The organism is Stenotrophomonas sp. STEN147, from assembly GCF_056757995.1.
In genome coordinates, this window is sequence record NZ_JBRRCG010000003.1 from 56264 (window position 1) to 76551 (window position 20288).

At 66.6% G+C, this 20288-nt stretch carries 17 protein-coding genes; 7 read left to right on the plus strand and 10 right to left on the minus strand.

The annotated features are described in order from the left end of the window. Positions 1–97: 97 nt before the first annotated feature. Positions 98–1105: a LacI family DNA-binding transcriptional regulator gene (locus ACVOKU_RS05125; RefSeq protein ID WP_481559316.1), complete on the minus strand. Its 1008-nt coding sequence runs from the start codon at positions 1103–1105 to the stop codon at positions 98–100. Between the two features lie 95 nt (positions 1106–1200). On the opposite strand from ACVOKU_RS05125, the gene ACVOKU_RS05130 reads away from it, so the two are divergent. The 5 genes from ACVOKU_RS05130 to ACVOKU_RS05150 are packed head-to-tail and all read left to right on the plus strand — an operon-like array spanning position 1201 to position 5836. Then, on the plus strand, positions 1201–2253 hold the full coding sequence (locus ACVOKU_RS05130) for a sugar phosphate isomerase/epimerase family protein (RefSeq protein ID WP_197600821.1): 1053 nt from the start codon (positions 1201–1203) through the stop codon (positions 2251–2253). A 27-nt stretch (positions 2254–2280) separates the two neighbouring features. Further along, a complete protein-coding gene (locus ACVOKU_RS05135; protein WP_481559317.1) occupies positions 2281–3498 on the plus strand; it encodes a nucleoside permease in 1218 nt (405 codons plus the stop codon). 12 nt (positions 3499–3510) lie between these two features. Further along, a complete protein-coding gene (locus ACVOKU_RS05140) occupies positions 3511–4635 on the plus strand; it encodes a Gfo/Idh/MocA family protein (protein WP_111186024.1) in 1125 nt (374 codons plus the stop codon). Positions 4636–4654: 19 nt separating this feature from the next. Next, on the plus strand, positions 4655–5521 hold the full coding sequence (locus ACVOKU_RS05145; RefSeq protein WP_481559318.1) for a sugar phosphate isomerase/epimerase family protein: 867 nt from the start codon (positions 4655–4657) through the stop codon (positions 5519–5521). 18 nt (positions 5522–5539) lie between these two features. Beyond that, positions 5540–5836, plus strand: a complete 297-nt coding sequence (locus ACVOKU_RS05150) for a c-type cytochrome (protein ID WP_053516691.1) — start codon at positions 5540–5542, stop codon at positions 5834–5836. Positions 5837–5849: 13 nt separating this feature from the next. Here ACVOKU_RS05150 and ACVOKU_RS05155 read toward each other — a convergent pair whose 3' ends face one another. The 5 genes from ACVOKU_RS05155 to ACVOKU_RS05175 form a co-directional block, all read right to left on the minus strand. Further along, positions 5850–6593 carry a 3-keto-disaccharide hydrolase gene (locus ACVOKU_RS05155; protein ID WP_065182393.1) on the minus strand — a complete coding sequence of 248 codons (744 nt, stop codon included), beginning with the start codon at positions 6591–6593 and terminating at the stop codon, positions 5850–5852. Positions 6594–6636: 43 nt separating this feature from the next. Next, entirely contained in the window at positions 6637–7212 is a 576-nt protein-coding gene (locus ACVOKU_RS05160) for a gluconate 2-dehydrogenase subunit 3 family protein (protein WP_053516689.1), read from the minus strand. Continuing rightward, entirely contained in the window at positions 7212–8897 is a 1686-nt protein-coding gene (locus ACVOKU_RS05165) for a GMC oxidoreductase (RefSeq protein WP_481559319.1), read from the minus strand. Before ACVOKU_RS05165 ends, ACVOKU_RS05160 begins: the two co-directional genes overlap by 1 nt. Before the next feature lie 29 nt (positions 8898–8926). Next, a complete protein-coding gene (locus ACVOKU_RS05170) occupies positions 8927–9817 on the minus strand; it encodes a hydroxypyruvate isomerase family protein (RefSeq protein ID WP_180875414.1) in 891 nt (296 codons plus the stop codon). 201 nt (positions 9818–10018) lie between these two features. Continuing rightward, complete coding sequence (locus ACVOKU_RS05175; RefSeq protein ID WP_057496281.1) at positions 10019–10588, minus strand: single-stranded DNA-binding protein; 570 nt, start codon at positions 10586–10588, stop codon at positions 10019–10021. A gap of 315 nt (positions 10589–10903) precedes the next feature. Here ACVOKU_RS05175 and ACVOKU_RS05180 point away from each other — a divergent pair, with 315 nt between their 5' ends. Then, positions 10904–11935 (plus strand): LacI family DNA-binding transcriptional regulator, encoded by a 1032-nt coding sequence (locus tag ACVOKU_RS05180; RefSeq protein ID WP_053516684.1) that lies wholly within the window; start codon positions 10904–10906, stop codon positions 11933–11935. A 101-nt stretch (positions 11936–12036) separates the two neighbouring features. On the opposite strand, the gene ACVOKU_RS05185 is transcribed toward ACVOKU_RS05180, so the two are convergent. The 4 genes from ACVOKU_RS05185 to ACVOKU_RS05200 all read right to left on the minus strand — a co-directional run bounded on the left by ACVOKU_RS05185 (position 12037) and on the right by ACVOKU_RS05200 (position 17972). Beyond that, a complete protein-coding gene (locus ACVOKU_RS05185) occupies positions 12037–12423 on the minus strand; it encodes an SseB family protein (RefSeq protein WP_164151766.1) in 387 nt (128 codons plus the stop codon). Positions 12424–12574: 151 nt separating this feature from the next. Further along, complete coding sequence (locus ACVOKU_RS05190) at positions 12575–14296, minus strand: alpha-amylase family glycosyl hydrolase (protein ID WP_481559320.1); 1722 nt, start codon at positions 14294–14296, stop codon at positions 12575–12577. Next, positions 14296–15783: an MFS transporter gene (locus tag ACVOKU_RS05195; protein ID WP_128989392.1), complete on the minus strand. Its 1488-nt coding sequence runs from the start codon at positions 15781–15783 to the stop codon at positions 14296–14298. Before ACVOKU_RS05195 ends, ACVOKU_RS05190 begins: the two co-directional genes overlap by 1 nt. Further along, a complete protein-coding gene (locus tag ACVOKU_RS05200) occupies positions 15780–17972 on the minus strand; it encodes a glucosidase family protein (protein WP_481559321.1) in 2193 nt (730 codons plus the stop codon). The genes ACVOKU_RS05195 and ACVOKU_RS05200 overlap by 4 nt, the downstream gene beginning before the upstream one ends. A 237-nt stretch (positions 17973–18209) precedes the next feature. On the opposite strand from ACVOKU_RS05200, the gene ACVOKU_RS05205 reads away from it, so the two are divergent. Further along, positions 18210–20264 (plus strand): glycoside hydrolase family 97 protein, encoded by a 2055-nt coding sequence (locus ACVOKU_RS05205; protein WP_481559322.1) that lies wholly within the window; start codon positions 18210–18212, stop codon positions 20262–20264. The last annotated feature ends 24 nt before the right edge of the window (positions 20265–20288 follow it).

The window sequence follows — 20288 nt, forward strand, 5'->3', positions numbered from 1 at the left end:
ACACCGAAATGAATGGAATTGGGGCCAGCGCTTGCGATCACAGGCAATGAAACATCCCCGGCAGGCGCAGGCCTGCCGGGGTTCCTGCCTGCTGCCTTCACCTGTGCCCGGGCGACGCTGTCGAGCCACGCAGCATCAGACTGAAATCCAGCGTCTGCTGAAGCGGGACATCGAGGCCTTCGATGATGGCGAGCAGCAGTTTGACTGCGCGGTCGCCGATCTCCCGCATGGGCTGCCGGATGGTCGTCAACGGCGGCGTGAGGTAACGCGACGACGCCAGATCGTCGAAACCAACGATGGACAGCTCCTCGGGCACGCGGACGCCCAGTTCCCTGCAGGCCGCCAGGGTTCCCAGCGCCATCTGGTCACTGAAGCAGAAGATCGCGGTCGGCGGCGATGCGGTGGCCAGCAGTGCCGTCGCCGCCGCATGGCCGGATTCGACGGAGAAGTCACCCGGCACAACACTCAACTGGCGCAGTCGGCCGCGCGCCCTGCCCGCCGCCCGTGCCCCTTCCAGCCGCTGCCGGTGGAGGGGGTTGTCGGGGGGGCCGCCCACCACGGCGATCCGCTCATGTCCCAGTCCGTACAGGTGCTCCATCACCGCACGCGCGGCGGCAGCATTGTCGATGTGGACACTGGGGAGGCCCAGCGCGGGGTCGAATTCACAGCCGTTGACCACCGGCGCGGCGGCGCCCTGCTGCTCGACGATCGCGCGCGCGGTAGGTGGCAGGCGATGGCCCAGCACGATCAGGCCATCGGCCTCGTTGCGACGGAGCATCTGCGCATAGCGCTCCTCGCGGTCGGGTCGATGCTGGGTGTCGCCCAGCAGGACCGCGTAGCCGACGGCCTGGGCCGCGTCTTCGGCACCCTGCAGGATCTGTGCGAAGAACGGGTTGGCAATGTCCGGCACGGTCACCAGGATCTTGCCGCTGCGCTGCGTCTTCAGCGTGCGGGCGACCGTATTGGGTACATAGCCCAGCGCGGCGGCGGCCTGTTCGATGCGCGTGCGCGTCGCCGGCAGCACCTTGTCCGGCCGGGACAGCGCCCGCGACACCGTACCGGCGGAGACGCCGACGTGCTTGGCGATGTCGTAGATGGTGGCCATGGCGTCAGTTCTTGTTTCCGCTGTGCAGTGCACAACAGGGTTTGCGGGAGACCCTGCTAGGGTAATGCAATCGATTGCATCGCGGGCGAACCACGTTGAAGACGCTCAAGGGTCCGGCGCTGTTCCTGGCGCAGTTCATCAGCGAAACACCTCCTTTTGATCGGCTGGACACGCTGGCCGGCTGGGCTGCGGGCCTGGGCTATTGTGGCGTACAAGTGCCGACGAACGCGCCGCATCTGTTCGATCTGGCCGAGGCCGCGCGCAGCCAGGCGTACTGCGACGACATCAGCGGCATGCTGGCCGACCATGGCCTGCAGATCACCGAGCTGTCCACCCATCTGCAGGGACAGCTGGTCGCCGTCCACCCCGCCTACGACAGCCTGTTCGACGGCTTCGCGCCGGTTGACAAGCGCGGCAACCCCGCCGCGCGCCAAGCCTGGGCGGTGGAACAGTTGAAGCTGGCCGCCCGCGCCAGCCAACGCCTGGGATTGACCGCGCATGCCACGTTCTCCGGCGCGCTGGCCTGGCCCTACTTCTATCCCTGGCCGCAACGCCCACCGGGACTGGTGGAAGAAGCCTTCGCCGAACTCGGCCGGCGCTGGCGTCCCATCCTGGAGGCGTTCGACGCCAGCGGCGTGGACCTGTGCTTCGAGATCCACCCGGGCGAGGATCTGCACGACGGTGCCACCTTCGAGCGCTTCCTCGATGTGGTGGACCACCACCCACGCGCGAAGATGCTGTACGACCCCAGCCACCTGCTGCTGCAGCAGATCGACTACCTGGGCTTCATCGACCGGTATCACGATCGCATCGGCATCTTCCACGTCAAGGACGCGGAATTCCGGCCCAGCGCGCGCAGCGGCGTCTATGGCGGTTACCAGGACTGGATCGACCGGCCGGGGCGCTTCCGCTCGCTCGGCGACGGCCAGATCGACTTCAAGGCGATCTTCTCCAAGTTCGCGCAGTACGATTTCCCGGGCTGGGCGGTCGTGGAGTGGGAGTGCTGCCTGAAGCACCCGGAGGACGGCGCACGCGAGGGAGCCGCCTTCGTCCGTGACCACATCATCCGCGTGACCGAACATGCCTTCGACGACTTCGCCGGCAGCGGCACGCCGCCGGAATCACTGCGCCGCATGCTGGGACTCTGAGCCACTACCGCCCCGGGAGGGCAAGCCATGACGCACGCCATGTCGCGCTTGGGCGCGATGATGTTCCTGCAGTTCTTCATCTGGGGCGCGTGGTTCGTGACCCTGGGGACGTATCTGGTGCAGGGCCCGCTGCAGGCCAGCGCCAGCCAAGTGGCCACCGCCTTCCTCAGCCAGTCCATCGGTGCCATCCTCGCCCCGTTCCTGGTCGGCCTGATAGCCGATCGCTACTTTGCGGCGCAGCGCATTCTCGGGGTGCTGCACCTGGCCGGTGCGGTGCTGATGTGGTTCGCATCCACGGCGACGGACTTCAGCACGTTCTTCGCTTGTGTCATGGGTTACATGCTGCTTTTCATGCCGACGCTGGCCCTGGCCAACAGCGTGGCGATGCGCCATATGCAGTCGCCTGAGAAGCAGTTCCCCCTGGTGCGCGTGGCCGGCAGTGTCGGCTGGATCGTGGCCGGCGTGCTGATCGGCTGGCTGGGCTGGGAGCAGGCGCATCGGCTCGAACTGACCTTCCGCATGGCGGCGATGGCGTCGCTGGCCCTGGGTCTGTATGCCTTCACCCTGCCGCACACACCGCCGCTGGCCAGGCAGCGCGATGCGGGACTGGGGCAGATCCTGGGCCTGGACTCGCTGCGGCTGCTGAAGTCGCGCTCCTACCTGGTGTTCTTCCTCGCCTCCATCGCCATCTGCATTCCGTTGGCGTTCTACTACAACTTCACCAATCCGTATCTCAACGACCTGGGCGTGCGTGGTGCGGCCGGTCTGCAGTCCCTGGGCCAGGTCTCGGAAGTGCTGCTGATGCTGGCCATGCCGTTCCTGTTCGTCCGCCTGGGGGTCAAGACGATGCTGGCGGTGGGCATGGCCGCGTGGGTGGTGCGCTATGTCATGTTCGCCTTCGGCGATGCGGGCGGTGCGTTCTCCCTGCTGGTGATCGGCATCGTGCTGCACGGCATCTGCTACGACTTCTTCTTCGTCACCGGCCAGATCTATACCGACGCACACGCCGGCCCCGACGCGCGCAGCAGCGCCCAGGGCTTCATCACCCTGGCGACTTACGGCGTAGGCATGCTGATCGGCACGTTCCTGTCCGGTGCGGTGGTGGAGCACTTCACCACGGCGGCGGGTCCGGACTGGCAGCAGATCTGGCTGTTCCCGGCCGGCGTCGCACTGGTGGTGCTGATCGCCTTCCTGCTGCTGTTCCGCGACCGCCCCGCTGTCGCGCCCGCTCCCACCGCACCCTGAGGAACCCATCGGATGTCCAAGCTTGGAATCGCCATCGTCGGCACGGGCATGATCGGTGCGGTGCATCGCCGCGCGGCACTGCTGGCCGGGGCCGAGGTCCGCGGCGTGGCGGCCTCTTCCCCGCAGCGCGCACAGGAGGTGGCGCAGGCGTGGAACGTCGCGCATGCCTACCGCGATATCGAGGAGGTGGTCAGCGATCCGCAGGTGCAGGTCGTGCATGTGTGCACGCCCAACCATCTGCACCGCGCCATGGCGCAGGCCGCGCTGGAAGCCGGCAAGCACGTGATCTGCGAGAAGCCACTGGCCACCACCCTGGACGACGCCCAGGCATTGGCCGCGTTGGCCGCCAGGACCGGTCTGGTCGCTACGGTCCCCTTCGTCTACCGCTATCACCCGGTGGTCCGCGAGGCACGCGCACGCATCGCGCAGGGCGAGCTGGGGCCACTGCACCTGATCCACGGCAGCTACCTGCAGGACTGGCTGCTAGATCCGGCCAGCAACAACTGGCGTGTCGACCCCTCGCTGGGCGGCACCTCGCGCGTATTCGCCGATATCGGCTCGCACTGGTGCGACCTTGTGGAATGGGTCAGCGGCGAACGCTTCGCCGAGGTCAGTGCCGCGTTCGCCACCGTCATCGCCGAGCGCGGCGCGGTCACCGGGCAGAGCTTCACCACGCCGGCCGCCGGCGGCACGACGCAGGCTGTTTCCAGCGAGGATGTGGCCACGGCGATGTTGCGCACGAGTGCGGGTACGCTCGCCTCGTTGACGGTCAGCCAGGTTTCGGCCGGACGCCACAACCGGCTGTGGTTCGAGATTGACGGCGCCAGGGCCAGCGTGGCCTTCAACCAGGAAGATGCCGAGCGGCTGTGGATCGGCCGGCCCGACCAGCGCGAGGATAGCTTCGTGCGCGGGCCCGGTGCCGGCAGCGCCGAACAACGCAGATTGTCGGTCTTGCCGGCCGGACACGCGCAGGGCTATGGCAACTGCTTCGAAGCGTTTGTCGCCGACACCTACCGTGCCATTGCAGGCGAGCAGCCGGAGGGCCTGCCCACCTTCGATGACGGACTGCGCTCGGCGCGGATCGTCACACGTGTCATCGCATCCGCCAGGTCACGTGCCTGGACGGCCATCGATTGAATTCCCGGAGGACTGCCTGATGAACATCCGTATCCGCAGGACCGCAAGCCTTGCACTGCTGCTGCTCGTTGCCCTGCCCGCCTTCGCGCGCGATGCCACCGACGTGCACACGCCCATCGCGGTGCAGATGTACACATTGCGCGATGCGGGCTCGCTCGACCAGCAGCTGAAAATCGTCCACGACGCCGGCGTGCGCGCCGTGGAAACAGTCGGTACGCAGAATGTCAGCGCTGCCGAACTCAAGCAGCTGCTCGACAAGTATTCGATCAAGGCGATTTCCTCGCACACGCAGCTGGCCGATCTGCGCAGTGACCTGGATGGCGTGGTCGCCTTCAACCGGGCCATCGGCAACACCACGCTGGTGGTGCCCTATCTGGCCGAGAAAGACCGCCCCACCGACGCTGCCGGCTGGACGGCGCTGGGCAAGGAACTGGGCCAGCTATCGAAGCAGGCCCGTGCCAAGGGCATGCGCCTGGCCTATCACAACCACGACTTTGAGCTGGTCGACTTCAATGGCACGACCGGACTGGAACTGCTGTTCGCCGCGGCCGGCCCCGATCTGCAGACCGAACTGGACCTGGCCTGGGTCGCACGCGCCGGCCATGACCCGGTGGTGATGCTGGGCCGATTCAAAGGCCGCCTGTTCGCGGTGCACGCCAAGGACAATGCCCCGAAGGGCCAGGCTGAGGATGAAGGCGGCTTCGCCGCCGTGGGCCAGGGCGTCCTGGACTGGAAGGCGATCCTGCCCGCCGCCGCCACGGCCGGCGTGCAGTGGTACATCCTCGAGCACGACCAGCCCCGCGATCCAGCCACCGTCATCCGCACCGGTGCGGACTATCTGCGTGAACACCTGACTGCCCGCGTGCCTGCCGGTGCACAGCGCTAGCCCGCGAAGGAGCCCAGCTTGAAAACGATTCTGAAAGTGACTGTCGCGCTGTGCGGCACCCTGCTGGCCGCTGCGGCGTGGTGCAAGGAAGACCCTGCCGCCGGAGCGCAGCTCTACGCAACGCACTGCGTGGCCTGCCACGGTGCGGAGCGCGCCGGCGTGCCGCCGACGTTCCCTGCGCTCACCGACGTCAGCAAGCGGCTTCAGCCCGCGCAGATCAAGGACAAGATCAAGCAGGGCGGCGGCTTGATGCCACCCTTCCCGCAGCTGTCGCAGCAGGAGATCGACAACATCGCCAGCTACCTGGCGAAGTAGGCAGGAGGGTGCGCTACAGCTCGCGCACCCAGATGTTGCGGTAGCTCACCCTGGCGTCGTGCTCCTGCAGGTACAGCGGCGCACAGGCATGTGGCGCGTAGGAAGGCGCGCCGATGTACTCGGTCTTGCCCGCCAGCACCGTGTCGTCCTGCACCAGCACACCGTTGTGCAGCACGGTGATGCGGGCCGGCGAGGTGAGCCCGCCGCCTGCCGAGAAGCGCGGGGCCTTCCAGATGATGTCGTAGGCCTGCCACTCGCCGGGCGCACGCGAGGCATTCACCAACGGAATGGCCTGCTTGTACATCGATCCGGCCTGGCCGTTGGCATAGGTCGGGTTGTTGTAGCTGTCGAGCACCTGCAGTTCGTACACCTCCTGCAGGAAGATGCCACTGTTGCCGCGGTGCTGGCCGTCGAATCCGGCGGTCGCGGTGGGCGTGCGCCACTCGACATGCAGCTGGACATCGCAGAAGCGCTGCCTGGTGCGGATGCCCTTGCTGCCGGGCACCACGGTCAGCGCGCCATCGGCAACGGTCCAGGGCACGGGTCCGCCCTGCTCCGACTCCCAGCGCGACAGATCCTTGCCATCGAACAGCACGATCGCATCGGAGGGCGCGCGGCCCGGCGGCGTCGCCACGACCGCGGGAACGGGCGTCCACACCTCGGTCTTCGCCGGATCGCGCGCAGGGTCGCCGCCGTCCTGCGCGAACACGGGTGCGGTGCCCAGCAGGCAGGCCACTGTCAGGAGAGGTCGGTTCATCGTGCTTCCGGATCAAGGTGAAGGGTCGAGGCGTGGAGGTCCATCAGCTGGTCCCCCACGCCGGCGTGCCGGGCGTATAGGCAAGATCGCCGTCATAGCGACCCGGCACCGCAACGTACTTCAGCACTTCGGTCGCACCGACCTTCGAGGTGAAGAAGCCGAAGATGACCAGCTGCTTGATCATCGTGAAGTAGTGCGGCGCAGCCTCCCCCTCTTCCGCGGCACCGGTCTCGGTGACCTCGACGACGTGCGCCCGGGCTTCCGCATCCAGGGTGCGCAACAGTTCGCTGCGGGCCTGCGAGGGGAGCGACACGAAGCGGCCACCGGCACGCTTGTCGATATCGACCAGGCCGGCGCGGAATATCGCCTGCTGTCGGGGGGTGTAGCAATCGGTGACGAACAGCGCCATGAACGGGCCCGCGCCGGCATCCTTCGCGCCCGGCGTTGTGGTTCGCGGCAGGATGGTTTCAGCGATCTCGTCCAGCATGCTGATGTCAGCGGCAGAGAACGCGGCCTTCGATCCTGTCGTCGCGCTCTGCCCTGCGGCCAGTGCGGGCAGGCCCACCATGGCCGCGCCGGTGGCGGCGACGATCATCTTCAGGAGTTCGCGACGGTCCATCACAGGTTCCCCGCTTTCAGTTCGCGTACGGCATGGTCGGCGGCCCGTGCCGTCAGCGCCATGTACGTCAGCGATGGATTCACGCACGCGCTGGAGGTCATGCAGGCGCCATCGGTCACATAGACATTCGGCGCATCCCAGACCTGATTGTGCTGGTTGAGCACGGAGCTTCTGCGATCGCGGCCCATGCGGGCCGTGCCCATTTCATGGATGCCCTTGCCCGGGGCGTAGTCGTTGTCGTGCATCTCCACGTCCTTGACGCCGGCTGCCTCCAGCATCTCGGCAGCGTCGGCCGCCATGTCCTTGCGCATCGCCAGTTCGTTCGAGCGCATCGAAACGTCCATCGCCAGCACCGGCAGCCCCCACTTGTCCTTGCGCTGCGGATCCAGGCGGATCGTGTTGTCGTGGTGCGGCAGCATCTCGCCGAATCCGGTCATGCCGATACGCCAGTCGCCCGGCAGGGTCAGGGCCTCCTTCAGGTCGGCACCGATGTTCAGCTCGGCGATCTCGCGCGACCACCCGGTGCGGCTGGCACCGCCCTGGTAGCCGAATCCGCGCAGGTAGCTGCGCTTGTCCGCAGCGACGTTGCGGAAGCGCGGAATGTAGAAGCCGCAGGGGCGGCGACCGAAGTAGTACTTGTCGTCGTAACCCTCGACCCGGCCGGAGGCACCGGCACCAAAATGATGGTCCATCACGTTGTGCCCCAGCTCGCCGGATGACGACCCCAGCCCGCCCTCCCAGACATCGGTGGCCGAGTTCATCAGCATCCAGGTCGAGTTGAAGGAGGATGCGTTGAGGAAAATGACCTTGGCCGTGTACTGATAGGTCAACCCGGTCTCGGCATCGACGACCTCCACACCGCGCGCGCGCTTGCGGTCCTTGTCGTACAGCACTTCCTTGACGATCGAGAAGGGCCGCAATGTCAGATTGCCCGTTTTCATCGCCGCCGGCAGCGTCGCCGCCTGGGTCGAGAAGTAGGCACCGAAGGGACAGCCCAGGATGCACTTGTTGCGGTACTGGCAGTTCACGCGCCCCTGCTCGGGCATCGGCTGGGTGATGTTGGCGGTACGCGAGTGGATCATGTGCCGCGTTCCGCCAAACGCCTTCCTGATCCGCGCGGCCACATCCTTCTCGACGATGTTCAGCGGGATCGGCGGCAGAAATTCACCGTCCGGCAGCACGTCCAGTCCCTCGCGCGTACCGGCGATGCCGGCGAACTTCTCCACATGGTCGTACCAGGGTGCGATGTCGGCGTAGCGGATCGGCCAGTCAGTAGCGATGCCGTCCTTGAGGTTGGCTTCGAAATCCAGGTCGGAGAAGCGGTAGCTCTGCCGCCCCCACATCAGCGAACGGCCGCCTACGTGGTAGCCACGGAACCAGTCGAAGCGCTTGGTCTCGGTGTACGGTGACTCCTGCTCATTGGCCCACATCCCTTCCAGGTTCTCGGCCAGGCCGTAGTCGCGCATCAATACGGGGAAGGCGGCCTTCATCGCCTGTGTCGGCCGGTTGCGGTGCGGGAAATCCCACGCCTCCTTCATCGCATTGACGTAGTCCTTGACGTGCTCGATGTTGCGCCCGCGTTCCAGCATCAGGACCTTCAGGCCCTTCTCGGTCAGTTCCTTCGCCGCCCAACCGCCACTGATTCCCGAGCCAACAACGATGGCGTCGTAATGATTGTCTGCCATGGGTCTACTTCACCTGGGTGGATATCGTTTCAGACGTCGCAGAGGCGGATCGCCTCGCGCAGCGAGCCGACGGGATCGGGTGCCGCAGGCATGAACTCCTGCGCCAGATACCCCTCAAAGCCGGTGTCGCGGATCGCGCGACAGATGGCCGGATAATGCAGTTCCTGCTGGTCACCGATCTCGTGCCGGCCTGGCACACCTGCGGTGTGGTAGTGCTTGAAGAAGCGGTGATGCCTGCCGATGGTGGCGATGATGTCGCCCTCCATGATCTGCATGTGATAGATGTCGTACAGCAGGCCGAAATTGTCCGATCCGAGCCGCTGGCACAGCTCGACGCCCCATGCGGAGTGATCGCACAGGTAATCGGGATGATCGACCCTGGAGTTCAGCAGCTCCATCACCAGCACGACACCACGCTTCTCGGCATGGCCGAGGATGCGCTTCAGCCCGGCTTCGGCATTCTCCAGGCCTTCCCGCGGATCCATGCCGTCACGATTGCCGGAGAAGCAGATGAGGTTGCGGTAGCCGGCATCGGCCACCAGATCGATGTGCCGCGCGTAGCGCTCCACCAGTGCATCGTGATACTGGCGGCCGGCAAAGCCTTTGGTCAGGCTGATCTCGGCGCCGTTGCACATGGAGCTGTAGACGCCATGCGCCTTCAGTGTGGGCCAGTCCGCCGGTCCCACCAGATCGATGGCGGCGAAGCCGATATCCTTCACCGTCTGGCAGAGCTGGGCGACCGACTGCTGCGGGAACGTCCAGCGGGCGACGGAATGCTTCAGGTTGCCCTTGAGTGGGGCCTGGGCGGCGAACGAGGGCAGCGCGGCTGCCGCAGCCAGGCCAAGGCCGCCAGCGAACGCCATGCGCAACGCATCGCGCCGCGTAAGCCCCGATGCCGGTCCGATCGAATGGATGGACATCCATCTGCCGGCCTCCCAACCGGTATCAAACGCAACGATTCACAGCAATGCAATCGATTGCACCATAAGGGAGGAATTCTTTTTTTTGCAAGACGCGGTGCACGAAAAATCCATGCTGCGCGGCACAACGCCGGCCTGCCGTGGAAAAAAGAAAAGCCCCGCATCGGCGGGGCTTTCTGTTTCCTGCGGACGCGCGTCCGATCAGAACGGAATATCATCGTCAGCGAAGTCGTCCATCGGCGGCGCCTGCTGTGGCTGCGGGCGCTGATTGCCGCCCTGGTTGCCGTAGCCGCCACCCTGGTTGCCGCCCTGGTTGCCATAGCCACCGCCCTGTCCACCACGCTGGCCGCCACCACCGCCGTACTCCTGGCGCGGTGCCTGCTGGCGCTGCGGACGATCACCGCCGTAGTTGCCGCCACCACCGCCACCGCCTTCACCGCGGCCGCCCAGCATCTGCATCTCATCGGCGACGATATCGGTGGAGTACTTCTCCACGCCGTCCTGGCCGGTGTACTTGTCGTAACGCAGGCTGCCTTCGACGTAGACCGAGCTGCCCTTGCGCAGGTACTCGCCGGCGATCTCACCGAGCTTGCCGAAGAACACCACGCGGTGCCATTCGGTGCGTTCCTGCTGGTTGCCATCCTTGTCCTTGCGGACGCTGGTGGTGGCCAGGCTGATGCGGGTGATCGCCATGCCGCTCTGGGTGTACTTCACGTCCGGGTCGTTGCCGAGATTGCCGACCAGGATGACTTTATTGATGCCGCGCGCCATAGGTACCTTCGTCCGTTGTCCAGGGGCAGTCGACCAGTGATAGCACAGCCCCGGCCGGGGGTGCAGGACACTGGGCCGCCCCCGATGAATTTGGGGGAATGCAAGAACACCGCATCTTAGCACTGCCGCCGCTCCGTGCCCGGCCAGAAGCGACGAATGACACCGAAAGATCCTACTGAAATCCTTGTAAGGCAATGACTTAGCCATCCGGGCCGGACATCCCGGCGCGGCCGGCCGCAGTGACGGCCGGCGCTGCGATGGCGCCCCCATGGCATCATGCCGGGGCATCTACTCATTCGTTCGCGCGCTTCCCCCATGACCATCAAAGGCAAAGCCACCTCCCTGGACATCGCCCATCTGGCCGGCGTCTCCCAGCCGACGGTGTCGCGGGCCCTGCGCGGCAGCCCGATGGTCAATGCGGAGACCCGCGAACGCATCCTGCGCATCGCCCGCGAGCTGAACTACAAGGTGGACAAGAACGCCTCCAGCCTGCGCCTGCGCAATGCCGGCACGCTGGCCCTGCTGTTCTTCGAGGACCCGACCAACGACGATTCGCTGATCAACCCGTTCTTCCACTCGATGCTGGGTTCGATCACCCGCGCCTGCGCGTTGCACGGGCAGGATCTGCTGGTGTCGTTCCAGCAGCTGTCGACCGACTGGCAGGCCGACTACGAGGACAGCAACAAGGCCGACGGCATCATCCTGCTGGGCTATGGCGACTACCACGAATCGCGCGACCGCCTGCAGCGGCTGGTCGAACAGGGCACCCACTTCGTGCGCTGGGGTGCAGCCCTGCCCGGCCAGCCCGGGGTGTCGATCGGCAGCGACAACTTCCAGGGCGGGCACGACATCACCACCCATCTTCTGCAGCAGGGCTGTCGGCGCATTGCCTTCCTCGGCCACGCCTCCAGCCATTACCCGGAATTCGAGGAGCGCTATCGCGGTCACGTGGCAGCCCTGCGCGATCACGGGCTGCATGCCGAACCGGCCCTGCAGCACGATGCCATCACCACCGAAGCGTCCGGCCAGGAAGCCTGCCAGGCGCTGCTGGCGCGAGGCGAACCGATCGATGCGATCTGCGCCGCCAGCGACCTGATCGCCATCGGTGCGATCCGTGCATTGCGCGAGGCCGGCCTGCGCGTGCCGCAGGACGTGGCGGTCACCGGGTTCGATGACATCCCGCTGGCCGCATCTGTATCGCCGGCATTGACCACCGTGCAGCAGGACACCAAGCAGGCCGGGCAACTGCTGGTGGAACGGCTGCTGGCCTCGATCAGCCGGCAGCCGGTGGAGAGCCAGAGCATCCCGGTGAAGCTGGTGGTGCGGGAATCATCGCTGCGCGGCTGAAACAGCGGACGTGATCGGACGGGACTACGCAGTGAACCCGGCCTGCGGGCACCGGACCGGGTGCCGCAAGGCCCGCAGGTGGACGGCCCCGTCGGGTGGCCTCAGCCCTGGGCGAAATCCTTCAGGATCTCGCCGACGCCGCTGGGCGAAATCTCGAAGCCCAGCGAGGTACCCGGGTTGATCACCACGCCGTAGCCCCCCGGCACGCGGCGCAGCACGTCCAGCATCAGCCAGCGGATCTGGTGTTCGGCCTGCTGGCTGTAGATGCCCACCCGCGATGGGTCGGTGAACACGGCCACGTGCAGCGTGCCCTGCTTGTCGAACAGCAGTGGGTCGAAGCCGCTGCCGTCGGGGGTGACCAGGCTGCCGGTCAGCAGCAGCACCTCGGAGGCGACGAAGGCCTCCATGAAGGCGCGGATCGGCACCGCCCCGTCCATCGCCGCCTTCAGCAGGGTTTCGATCGGGGTCTGCGGGGCGAGGTCGGACATGGCGGTACGGCGCGGCGTGAGGGGTGCCTATTGTAGGGTCGAGCCTGCTCGAAGAGCGTGCCAACCCAGGTTGGCACCTACCAGGGCGGGAATGCCAACCCAGGTTGGCACCCACAAGAGCGGTAGCGCCGGGCCATGCCCGGCGGCGCCCTCACCGTCCCAGACGCTGGTCCCGAGCCTTCTGGTCGGTCATCGCCTTGTCCAGCTCGGCCTGCAGCGCTGGCTGCTGCACGGAGGCATCCAGCACGTACACCTTCACGCCATGCGCGGGCACTTCGGCCTTCAGGGAGGCATCCACCTGCAACGAACCGCCGTCCAGCGCGTCGCGCCAGCGGCCCGCCTGCAGGTAGCGCTCCACCTGGAAAACCGTCGCCTTGTCGCCCTTGTTCAACAGCACCAATGCGGTCTGTGCCACATCCCCCTGCTGCAGCACACGGAAGAACACCGCCTCATTGCCACGCAGGCGCTCGTTCACCTGCAGGCCGCGCTGCAGCGCCGGGGTGGCCTGGCGCAGCTGGGCGATGCGCCGCAGGGGCGCGAAGATCGGGCTCTGCGGTGCGGCATCCACCCGCGCCTGGCCGAAGTAGGCACGGTTGCCGGCATGCTCGGCACGGCCCCGCATGAAGCCGGTTTCCGAGCCGTAGTAGACCACCGGGATGCCACGTGCGGTGAACAGCCAGTTGTGTGCGTCGATGAAACCGTTGTCGCTGGCCTGCAGGCGTGGCATGTCGTGGTTGTCGTAGAAGCTCATCAGCTCGTACGGATTGGCATAGGGGCCGCCGGTCAGGTGCAGCGGCTCGGCCAGCGTCTCGAAGCCCTTGCCGGCGGTACCGAAGGTCTGTTCCAGCGCGCCACGCAGCGGGAAGTCGAGCACGCTCACGTTGGCGTTGCGCGGCCAGGTGTGCTCGGCAATCCTGCTGGCGTCGTAATCGAAGGCCTCGCCGAACATGAACATGTTCGGATGCTCGGCACGGATGCGGTTCACGAACTCGTGCCACCACGGGTGCGGCAGCCAGCCGATGGTATCGATGCGCAGTGCGTCCACGCCCTGCGCGGTCCACTGCAGGTACGCGCCGACGAGGTAGTCCATCACCGCCGGGTTGTTCTGGTTGAAGTCGGACAGCTCGGCCAGGTTGCCATCGAAGATCGAGCCATCCTTGCTGTCGACCGGACCGATGGTGTTGTAGAACGCATGCAGCGGGTTGTGCTTTGGATCCAGCTTCTGCGGGGGCAGGTTCTGGTGGTCGGCGATCAGCTTTCCCTCCTTGTCGAAGATCTGGCCGAACTGCGGCTGCCGTGTCGGCATGGTCCAGGCCGGCGAGCCGTGGTTGCCGACGATGTCCAGCACCACTTTCAGGCCGGCACCGTGCAGGCCCTTGGTCAGGCCTGCAAAGTCCAGGTCCTTGCTGGGCAGGTGCTCGTCGAGTTTGTAGAAGTTGATGCCCCAGTAACCGTGGTAGCCGGTCTTGCCGCGGTCGGTCAGCGTGCTGGTGCAGCTGATCGGCTTGCTGCCGGTGAACGCCTCATCCGGATTGTCGACGATCGGCGTGATCCACACCGCACCGAAGCCGAGCTGACGGATGTAGTCGGCGTTGTCGAGCACGCCCCTGAAGTCGCCGCCGAGGTAGCCGATGTTGCCGTCCACCTTGTCCGGGCAGGGCACCGGAATGTCGAACGTGCGGTGGCTGCCCCCCTGATCGCGATGATCGTTGGAAGGATCACCGTTGACGAAACGATCGGTCACCACGAAGTACACGGCATCGCTGGCGAACGGTTCGAGCGTGCCCACGTAGTCCGGGCGCGATGCGGCCTGTACCGCCGTGGCGAGCAGGGCCAGCGACAGCCCCAGCGACATTCTGGAATACACATGCATCACGCACTCTCCTGATGGGCCGGCACGCGAAGCACGCACAGCCCGGCAATGAACAGACTCACTCCACCCAGCACCAGCACGTGCAGGGGATTTCCGCCCAGCCACTCGCGCAGTGCGAAGCCCAGCGCGCTGGCGGCGACCAGCTGCGGAATGACGATGAAGAAATTGAACAGGCCCATGTAGATGCCCATCTTCGCCGCCGGCACGCTGTCGGACAGCAGGGCGTACGGCAGCGACAGGATCGAGGCCCAGGCGAAGCCGACGCCGACCATGGACAGCAGCAGCCAAGTGGGATCCTTGATGAACATCAGCGAGATCAGGCCCAGCCCGCCGAGCCAGAGGTTCACCAGGTGGCTCCAGCGCAGGCCGATGGCGCGCACCATCGGCGGGATCAGCAAGGCGGCCAGTGCGGCGAAGCCGTTATAGGCGCCGAACAGCACACCGACCCAGTTGGCACCCTCGTTGTACGCCGCCGACTGCGGGTCGGTGGAGCCGAAATGCGTGCCGGCCACCGCTGCGGTGGTGTAGATCCACATCGCAAACAACGCAAACCACGAGAAGAACTGCACCCAGGCCAACCGGCGCATGGTCACCGGCATCGCCCGCAGATCACCCACGATCGCCGCCAGCATGTGCGCCTGCGGCAGCGTACGGGCCAGCGCAAGAAGCACACCATAGCCCGCGCAGAGACCCGCCAGCACATAGAGCATCCTGTCGCCCTGGCGCGCGGCGATCACAGCGGCCAGCAGCACGCCCGCACCCAGCCACAGCGCAACCTGCGCCCACGGCGCGGGGCCGCTCACAGCGGCGGCGGCATGGTGCGCCGGTGGCTCGGCGTCATCGAACGCCGCCAGTTCTGCCGGTGAGTACTCGCGGGTACTGACCACGGTCCAGGTGATCGCCGCCAGCAGCACTGCCGCACCGAAATAGAACGCGTAGCGCACCGTATCCGGCACCTCGCCGGCAGCGGCTGTGTTGGCCACGCCGAAGTGGGCCAGGATGAATGGCAGGAAGCTGGCGACGATGGCACCGACACCGATGAAGAAGCTCTGCATCGCGTAACCGGCCGGTCGCTGGCGCGGTGCCAGCTGGTCGCCCACGAAGGCCCGGAACGGCTCCATCGATACGTTGATCGAAGCATCCAGTACCCACAACGTGCCCGCCGCGATCCACAAGGCAGGCGAGTTGGGCATCACCAGCAGGGCCAGCGTTGTCAGCACCGCACCGATCATGAAGAAGGGGCGACGCCGGCCCCAGCGCGTCCACGTGCGGTCGGAGAGATAACCGATCACCGGTTGCACCAGCAGGCCGGTCAACGGTGCGGCGATCCACAGCCCGGGCACCGACTCCATGTCCGCGCCAAGCGTCTCGAAGATGCGGCTGGCATTGGCGTTCTGCAGGGCAAAACCGAACTGGATGCCGAGGAAGCCGAAACACATGTTCCAGATCTGCCAGAACGACAGCTGCGGTTTGGCAGGGCGGTTCATCGTGCGTCCTCCGCCGTGGCGACCGGCGCCAGCGTCAGCGCCTTCACCTGCGCCTGGTTGAGCACGCCTTCGCGCCCGCCCTTTCCGCCGGTGTAGTGCGCGAAATGCTGCAGCGCGCTCATGTTGACGCCTTCTTCAAGCGCGACCGTGCATGGCCCCTTGGGCACAGCGAACGTTGCCGAGGTCGAGTCCTGCACGGCCACGCTGTGCGGCATCGCAACCGTATGCCGCTGCAATGGCTGGCCCGGGCACTGCAGCACCAGTTGCTTGACCGCAGCCGTGACGCCGGTGTTGATCGGCCCGTTCGGGTTGCGGTACTGCAGGCGCAGGCGCACCTGCCCGGCCTTGGCCGAGGTGAACTGCCAGCGTTCCTCGCCCTTCAGCACCTGCTGCGGACCGACGCAGAGCATCGGGCTGTGCAGCGATTCCAACGTGCCTTCGCGCCGGGTCAGGCTGAGGCAATGCTGTAGGCCATCGTCGCTGATGCGCGCCACGCCCTTGCTGTCGGTGACCGCCTTGCCGTCCTTCCACAGCACCTGATCGGCTGCCACCGGAACGTTCCAGCCCGCGCCCTTGCGCAGGGCCTGCGGCGCAACCGGCGTGGCCGGCGCACGCACGTTGGCCTCCGCAGTCGTGGCAGCGAAACCGGTTGCTGCCGGGGCGGCGACCAGCTGCACCGTCGTGGTGCTGCCACGCGTGGTGGTTCTGCCGGCCACCAGCAGGCCATCGCCCACGTTCTGCGGGCGCTCCAGCACATAGCGCTTGCCGTTGGCTTCCAACGTGATACGGGGATGTGTGCCGAACAGTTCCGGCACCAGCGCGGCCGGCAGCTTGGGCTGCACGCGGCCATCGTCCTGCACGCCGAACACGCCTTCGGTGACCATGGCCAGATAGCCGGCCACCGACCACAGCTGGCGCTCTGAATTGACCACCGGCCCGCTCAGCGCGCCTTCGTCCACATGCACGGCCTGGCTGACCAGCTCGTAGTTTTCCATGTTGGAACCAGCCAGTGCCGCCCCCTGCATCAGCGAGCGGATCTCGGCGGCGATGCGCGGCGCGTCGTCCAGCTGTCGCGCAGCACGCAGCGAATACGCACTGACGAACGGCCAGATCGCACGGTTGTGGTAGATCGGCTGCTGGGCTTCCTGTGGCCACACCACCGGGCTGCCGGCCGGCCCCATCGGGTAGTTCGCCAGCGCGCGGCGCGCCCGCGCCTCGGGCAGCACGTCGGCCAGGATGCCCAGCGACAGGCCCAGCAGGTCGACCTTGGCGTAGGGCACCGGATGCGCCGCCTCACCGATGTAGCTCATGTACTGGCCCATGTCGTCGCGCCAGAAGCGCGCATCGATCCGTGCCGCCAGTTCATCGGCCCACGCCTTGTACTGCGCACGGCGATCATCGCCCCGCTGCGCGGCCATCTGCTCTGCCAGGCGCAGTGCCTGGTAGTGCAGGACGTTGGTGGACAGCGCGTAGGAATCACCGATGAAACGCACGTTCTCCCGGGTCCAGTCTGGATACGTCTGTTCACGCCAGTCGAGGAACGAGGTTTCGCCGCGATAGAGGCCCATCTGCGGGTCGAACACCATCGCCCGGTCCTGCGCCAGCGTGCCCTGCAGCGCCTGCCAGACCTGTTCGGCAAAAGCAGGATCATCCAGCAGGTGGCGTGCGGCCAGGAACCACACCACGCGGTCGCTGCTGATCGGCCAGCTGCCGCCGGAGCCGGTATCCTGCGCGACGAACAGGCCGGGCGTGCGCCCATCACGGGCAGCCGACAACTTGAACTGAAGCGACTGACGCGTGCGCTGCGGATCCAGCCGCGCCAACGCCAGGTCGGCGGCGAAGCTGACATCGCGGGTCCACACGTAGGGCCAGCGGGCGCCGGTCTGGAAGCAGTCGCATGGCACCGGCCGTCCTTCGTCAAAGGCGGGGTCGCGGATCGCATCGACCCGGTCCTGCGCCATCTCCTGCTGGGCCAGCGCGAACAGCGCGTCGAACATCACGCTTCCGGTCTGGCTGCGCATCGGCGCGGCGGCAATCGGCACAGCGCCGTTCGGCGTGTGCAGCACGAAGCTGCCCCTGGCAGCCGCTTCGGCACGCGCATGGCGGCCGTCGAATTCCAGGTCGGCCGCATGCGCGGTCGTCCCCAGCGCTGCCCCCAGGGCAGCGGTCAGGCAAATGATCTTCAGCATCGAAGCGGCAGACCGGCTTGCGCCCGTCGACCTCCCTCCCTCTCTGCACCGTTTATAGGTCCGCGCAGCCGTGACCGGCGCGCGGGCGCGGCGCCTCCCTCAAGGTGCCTTGGGCCCATGGTAGACGCGGGGCTGTCGCCTGCGTCCAGCTGCATACGTATTCATGCACCGACGCGGCAGTACGCCCGCCGGGCTGGCTTATGGTCCGGGTCTGCCAACGGCGCCTTGGGAGGGGAAATGCCGATGTCATCCAGTGTTGTACGTGCGGTGTTCGCGCGAATCATGGGCGTTGCGCTGCTGGGCCTGGCCACGCTGGCGCAGGCCGCCCCGCAGATCACCAGCGTCCAATCGCCCGGCGGCGTGCTCAAGGTCAGCCTGGTGCTGGACGGCGGCGCCGCCCGCTACCGGGTGGAGCGCTTCGGTGAAGCCGTAGTGGAGGATTCCAGGCTTGGCTTCGAACTGCGCGATGGCCGCCTGGACCGGGATTTCATCCTGCTCGGGCAGCAACGACGCAGCGTCGATGAGACGTGGGAACAGCCGTGGGGGGAACGCCGCCTCACCCGCAACCATTTCAACGAGCTGACCGTGCAGCTGGCCGAAACCACCGGCAGCAAGCGCCGGCTGGATGTGGTGTTCCGCGTCTACGACGACGGCCTGGGCTTCCGCTATGTGTTCCCTGAGCAACCGAACCTGCGCGAAGCGATCATCGATGACGAGCTGACCGAATTCGCCATCGCGGCAGACTCCACAGCATGGTGGATCCCCGCCGGCGAACCGATCCACTACGAGTATCTCTACCAGCGCACGCCGCTGCGCGAGATCCCGCTGGTGCACACGCCGATGACGCTGCGCAGCCGCGATGGCCTGCACGTTGCGATCCATGAGGCTGCGCTGGTGGACTACGCCGGCATGTGGCTGCGCCGCACCGACGGCCAGCGCCTGCGCGCGCAGCTCTCGCCCTCGGCCGAAGGGTGGAAGGTGCGCCGTGCCCTGCCCTTCGTCACGCCCTGGCGCACGCTGCAGATCGCCGACAGCGCCGGCGGCCTGGTCGAGTCCGACCTGATCCTCAATCTCAACGAGCCCAATGCACTGGGCGATGTGAGCTGGGTGAAGCCGGCCAAGTACCTGGGCGTGTGGTGGTCGATGCACCTGGACAACGAAAGCTGGGCGACCGGACCGAAGCATGCGGCGACCACCGCCAAGACCAGGAAGGTGATCGATTTCGCCGCCGCGCACGGCTTCCGTGGCGTCCTGGTGGAGGGCTGGAATCCCGGCTGGGACGGCATGTGGGTGGGCAATGGCTACGACTTCGACTTCACTCGCGCCACGCCCGATTTCGACATTGAAGCGCTTTCGGCATATGGACTGAAGAAGGGCGTGCACCTGATCGGCCACCATGAAACCGGCTGTGCCATCGAACACTATGAGGCGCAGCTCGACGCCGCGCTGGACCTGTATGCGCGGCTGGGCGTGGACCAGTTCAAGACCGGCTACGTCTGCGACGACGGCCAGGTCGACCGTCGCAACCCGTCGGGTGGCCCGCTGTGGCGAGAGTGGCACGACGGCCAGTTCATGGCGCGCCACCACCTGCATGTCGTGCAGGAAGCCGCGCGCCGGCACCTGTCGGTGAATCCGCACGAGCCGATCAAGGACACCGGCCTGCGCCGCACCTATCCCAACTGGATCTCCCGCGAAGGCGCGCGCGGCATGGAGTACAACGCCTGGGGCCAGCCGCCGAACCCGCCCGAACACGAAGTCAATCTGGTGTTCACCCGGATGCTGGCCGGACCGATGGATTACACCCCCGGCATCCTCAGCCTGAAGGGCCGCCACGGCCAGGCCATCCCCAGTACCCTGGCCCGTCAGCTGGCGCTGTACGTGGTGCTGTACAGCCCGATCCAGATGGCCGCCGATCTGCCCGAACACTACCTGCAGCATCGGGAGGCGTTCCGCTTCATCGAAGACGTGGCGGTGGACTGGGAGCAGAGCCGCGTGCTCGATGGTGAAGTGGGCGACTACGTGACGATCGTGCGCCGCGACCGCAACAGCCGTGACTGGTTCCTGGGCAGCATCACCGACGAGCATGGCCGCGTGCTGCCGGTGTCGCTGGGCTTCCTGGAGCCGGGCGTGCGCTACCGCGCGGAAATCTATCGCGATGGCGACGGTGCGGACTACCGCAGCAATCCGTTCGCGTTCACGCGGCAGACGCGTGAAGTGACCAGCGCCGATGCACTGACCCTGATGCTGGCGCCGGGCGGCGGGCAGGCCATTCGGTTCACGCCATTGGAGTGATGGATGCCCCCGCGTGACGTTCGC

Bases quoted from the DNA above. Each gene is read 5' to 3' on its own strand.
- ACVOKU_RS05185 (WP_164151766.1), bottom strand. From the start codon at position 12,423: ATGTCCGACCTCGCCCCGCAGACCCCGATCGAAACCCTGCTGAAGGCG.
- ACVOKU_RS05205 (WP_481559322.1), top strand. From the start codon at position 18,210: ATGCCGATGTCATCCAGTGTTGTACGTGCGGTGTTCGCGCGAATCATG.
- ACVOKU_RS05200 (WP_481559321.1), bottom strand. From the start codon at position 17,972: ATGCTGAAGATCATTTGCCTGACCGCTGCCCTGGGGGCAGCGCTGGGG.
- ACVOKU_RS05175 (WP_057496281.1), bottom strand. From the start codon at position 10,588: ATGGCGCGCGGCATCAATAAAGTCATCCTGGTCGGCAATCTCGGCAAC.
- ACVOKU_RS05135 (WP_481559317.1), top strand. From the start codon at position 2,281: ATGACGCACGCCATGTCGCGCTTGGGCGCGATGATGTTCCTGCAGTTC.
- ACVOKU_RS05160 (WP_053516689.1), bottom strand. From the start codon at position 7,212: ATGGACCGTCGCGAACTCCTGAAGATGATCGTCGCCGCCACCGGCGCG.
- ACVOKU_RS05125 (WP_481559316.1), bottom strand. From the start codon at position 1,105: ATGGCCACCATCTACGACATCGCCAAGCACGTCGGCGTCTCCGCCGGT.
- ACVOKU_RS05195 (WP_128989392.1), bottom strand. From the start codon at position 15,783: ATGAACCGCCCTGCCAAACCGCAGCTGTCGTTCTGGCAGATCTGGAAC.
- ACVOKU_RS05170 (WP_180875414.1), bottom strand. From the start codon at position 9,817: ATGTCCATCCATTCGATCGGACCGGCATCGGGGCTTACGCGGCGCGAT.
- ACVOKU_RS05180 (WP_053516684.1), top strand. From the start codon at position 10,904: ATGACCATCAAAGGCAAAGCCACCTCCCTGGACATCGCCCATCTGGCC.
- ACVOKU_RS05145 (WP_481559318.1), top strand. From the start codon at position 4,655: ATGAACATCCGTATCCGCAGGACCGCAAGCCTTGCACTGCTGCTGCTC.
- ACVOKU_RS05165 (WP_481559319.1), bottom strand. From the start codon at position 8,897: ATGGCAGACAATCATTACGACGCCATCGTTGTTGGCTCGGGAATCAGT.
- ACVOKU_RS05155 (WP_065182393.1), bottom strand. From the start codon at position 6,593: ATGAACCGACCTCTCCTGACAGTGGCCTGCCTGCTGGGCACCGCACCC.
- ACVOKU_RS05140 (WP_111186024.1), top strand. From the start codon at position 3,511: ATGTCCAAGCTTGGAATCGCCATCGTCGGCACGGGCATGATCGGTGCG.
- ACVOKU_RS05190 (WP_481559320.1), bottom strand. From the start codon at position 14,296: ATGCATGTGTATTCCAGAATGTCGCTGGGGCTGTCGCTGGCCCTGCTC.